This is a genomic window from Okeania sp. SIO2B3, from assembly GCF_010672525.1.
GTDB lineage: Bacteria > Cyanobacteriota > Cyanobacteriia > Cyanobacteriales > Microcoleaceae > Okeania.
Genome location: NZ_JAAHGH010000212.1, coordinates 1 through 3,551 on the forward strand (window position 1 = coordinate 1; position 3,551 = coordinate 3,551).

Below are 3,551 nucleotides of genomic sequence, written 5' to 3' on the forward strand. Positions count from 1 at the left end.
AATCCTGCTACGAGCATTAGTTCCCTTGCACCACCCACTACAAGCTCGAAAGAATTGAGTAAAGTTTGAACAACTTTATCCCTTCCGTAGAGCTTTTCCGGGATCATAAAGCGATCGCATACATCCCTTTCTCCCAGCTCAAACGATGTAATTTTTCCTGTAGTTTCTAACTGCTGTAGACATTCCTCTAGATCGTATTTCAAACCCAAAGCACTCTGATAGCGCTCCTCAGCATTTTTGGCCATTAACTTCATCACAATATCTGACAGCACTTGGGGTATCTCTTCCTTGTTCCCTAATACAGTTGGCATTTTCGCCAGATGACAATGCACAAGTTCCATGGGGTCACGGGTATCAAACGGTAATTTTCTGGTTAGCAGTTCAAAAAATGTTACACCGAGAGAGTAGAAGTCGGTGCGATAGTCAATACCTCGATTCATGCGTCCAGTTTGTTCGGGGGAAATATAGGCCAGGGTTCCTTCAAGAATATTGGGGTTTATCAGTTGTTGTTGTTCTTTTGGTAGTAAAGTGGAGATGCTGAAGTCGATGAGTTTGACTAGATGAGTTTCAGGGTGGATGAGAATATTAGCGGGTTTGATATCTTTGTGGATAATACGTTGTTGAGTCAGATATTGGAGAGCTTCTGCTAGTTGGATAGCTATGTGGAGAAATTCATTGAGGGAATGGGTTTGAGTCGGCCAATAATCGGATAGAGCAATCGATCCTGAGTCGGCCATTACTAAGGAATAACCATTAGTATAGGTTTCTAAGGATAAGCATTGAACAATAGCTGGATGTTCCAGGTGACTAGCGATCGTGTATTGGTTGCGGAATTGAACCAATTCATTGAAGCTAGGATGAGGGTTGCGTAAGACTTTGACGATAACTGGTTGCCGAGGAGTTTCTTGAATTGCTCGATAGACCAGCGTGCGTTGTCCGGCATAGATTTGATTGATTTCTTGATAACCAGCTAAGTTTAACATCACTATCACCAGGAATTTAGGCTAAATATGTGAGTACTATTTTACTTAATTTTGACCTCAATTGCCAAACAAATCATGTTATTCCTGTATAATTAACTAATTCGATCGAATTAATTATACAAATGAGAAAAAAAATATTATTCAGGACTTACGTAGAGACTTTAAATATAGCGAGGGCGACATGCGGAGCTTGGCGTTAGCCAATACCATTCGCCCCTACAAATGGTGGTTGAAAAGTCAATTTGCGTAAGTCCTGTTATTCTAAAAATATTGAATTTTAACTAGCTGTCAGCTAACAGCTTTGAGCGATCGGTTTAGATAATTAGGCGTTGCTGAATTGAAGTATGAATGTGCGATTTTTTGGTTCTCGCCTTCGCCCCCGCGCATCCCCCAATTGGGGGGGGAATTTTAGAGTTTTATTCCCCCTAAATTTGGGGGGCTAGGGGGGCTTGGATCATACCCATAATCAGCAACGCCGATAATTAATTATAATACCGTAGGTTGGGTTAAGCGCTAGCGCAACCCAACAAACACAAGAAGCGTTGTTATATTTTCTGACTCTTCTTACGAAAGTTGTTCACGGGGAAACCACGGTAACTGAGATAATTAGGGCTTACTGATTAAATATCAAAGCACTGACTGATATTGGTTTTAGGCAAATTATGCCTTTAAAAAGTATGAGTTTTTCGGTTGCTGTAGTTAAAAAAGTGAGGATTTTCACCGAAGCAAAAGCCGAAAAATCATGATCGACAAAACGCCCGCTCCTACCTCCTCGCTCATTCCCATTTCTCCCCTCCTAGGAGGGGGAGGGGCGAGGGGTGGGTTGTCTCCTGTCTCCTGTCTTCCCCTCCTGGGAGGGGTTAGGGGTGGGTTGTCTTCTACCCCAGCAAAAAGACTTTCCATACGCAAACCCTAATTATGACTACTTTTATGACAAAAATTAAAGCTTCTCAAATCGAATATGTCGATGTAATAATCATCGGTGGTGGCATTGCCGGAATTTCTATTGCTGAATTTCTCGCCCGCCATAGTCATCTTTCCATCAAAGTATTAGAAAGCGCCTCACAATTAGGAACATTTGCTTCGGGTAAACTCGAAGGTTGGTTTCATACTGGCGCGCTTTACTCAGGTCATGACGATGCTCAGACTTTTATCAATTGTGTAAATAGTTTAGAGGATGCAATTAATCTATACAGTTCCTACTTTACCGAACAATGTAATATTGCGCTGACAGAAACAAAACCCAATTTTTTCACTCCCGCAGTCATCCCTAAACTCAATGGTTGGTTTAACGATCGCCCTGTATATTTAATTCATCCCGGAACAAATTCTCCTGAAATTAGTCTATCTGGTCTCAAGAGTGACTCGGTACAAATGGAAATTCAGCGTAACCGAGTCTTGGGAAGATTAGAAACTGCTTATGGTCAACAACATAATTGGTATCAGAATGGAAATTGTCTAGCACCAATTTATGCACAGGTCGAAGCTTATGAAGGCTTAAATTGTTCGTTGCGTCACTCAACAGAAACGATAGATAACCTTTGTAGTCAATTCGATAACTATTACGATCTAGAAAAGTCAAACTATGAAATTATCAGAACATTAGATTCCTCCATGAATACCAGTGCAATAATCAAAGACCTGGTTGCCAGCGCTCTCACTCAAGGGGTGACATTCGAGACTGGAGTAGTTATTGATAAACTATTAATAGACCGTTACGGTCCAATTCAAATCAAAAGTCTTTTGTGTCAGACACAACAAGGTTTTCCCAAACGTCTCAAAGCAAAGTTATTTATTTTTGCAGTAGGAAAAGGTTTTGAACCATTTTTGTCTGATTTACAAGTACGAGCAAAACTCAAACGTAGTCGTAGTGCTATGGTAGTAGCTCAACCTGCCTTAACTGATACAAATTTTGTGCGGATGTCTACTAAGAAAAAATTTCATTTCAATCATTTTGTGCATAGCTGTGAAATTGAGGCCGAAAAATTTGTTTACTCAATGTTAGCTGATTCTAGTTATACTAACGACGATATCATAAATCAAGGAGATGAAGATGAAGTTGATATTGAGCCAATTTTGGAGTCCGCAGAACGATATTTTGGCAAAGATAAACTTTACAGTCGAAATCTCTTTAGTTACGAATGTGTGAAAACAGAATTTATTAGTCAGGAAGAGCAAAAACGCCGTTATAGTTATTGGATAGAGTCAAATCCTCACAGTAATTATTTGTGTGTCTTACCAGGCAAATTTTCGTTTTTCCCCACTGTAGCATTCCAATCTTATCAACGTATAAAAACTCTAATTAATTTTGATGAGTCTGTGCCAAAATCAACTTTTACACCAGATATTAAAGTAATTGAAGAGGCAAATAAGCTAGTAGCTGATTCCTATCCAATGAAAATTATCACTGAGACCAGAAACAATTAATAATTAATAATTAATAATAGAGTTGTTGGGAAATAACTTAGGTGAGCGAAAAATGAAAACTTAAACTAATTAATTTTGGTTAGTGATTTGATTATTTATGCTGCCATCAGGTACAAGTTCCATAGTCCAGTTGCTGTTAAC

At 39.3% G+C, this 3,551-nt stretch carries 2 protein-coding genes; one reads left to right on the forward strand and one right to left on the reverse strand.

What is annotated here, in order from left to right; translation table 11 throughout:
• Positions 1–983, reverse strand: a 983-nt coding sequence (locus F6K15_RS37600) for a serine/threonine-protein kinase (RefSeq protein WP_293071160.1), incomplete at its 3' end; no start/stop codon positions are given.
• Between the two features lie 930 nt (positions 984–1,913).
• On the opposite strand from F6K15_RS37600, the gene F6K15_RS37605 reads away from it, so the two are divergent.
• Positions 1,914–3,410, forward strand: a complete 1,497-nt coding sequence (locus F6K15_RS37605) for an FAD-dependent oxidoreductase (RefSeq protein ID WP_293071162.1) — start codon at positions 1,914–1,916, stop codon at positions 3,408–3,410.
• Positions 3,411–3,551: the final 141 nt, after the last annotated feature.

Excerpts from the sequence above, each read along its gene's own strand:
- F6K15_RS37605 (WP_293071162.1), top strand. The coding sequence starts at position 1,914 with ATGACAAAAATTAAAGCTTCTCAAATCGAATATGTCGATGTAATAATC.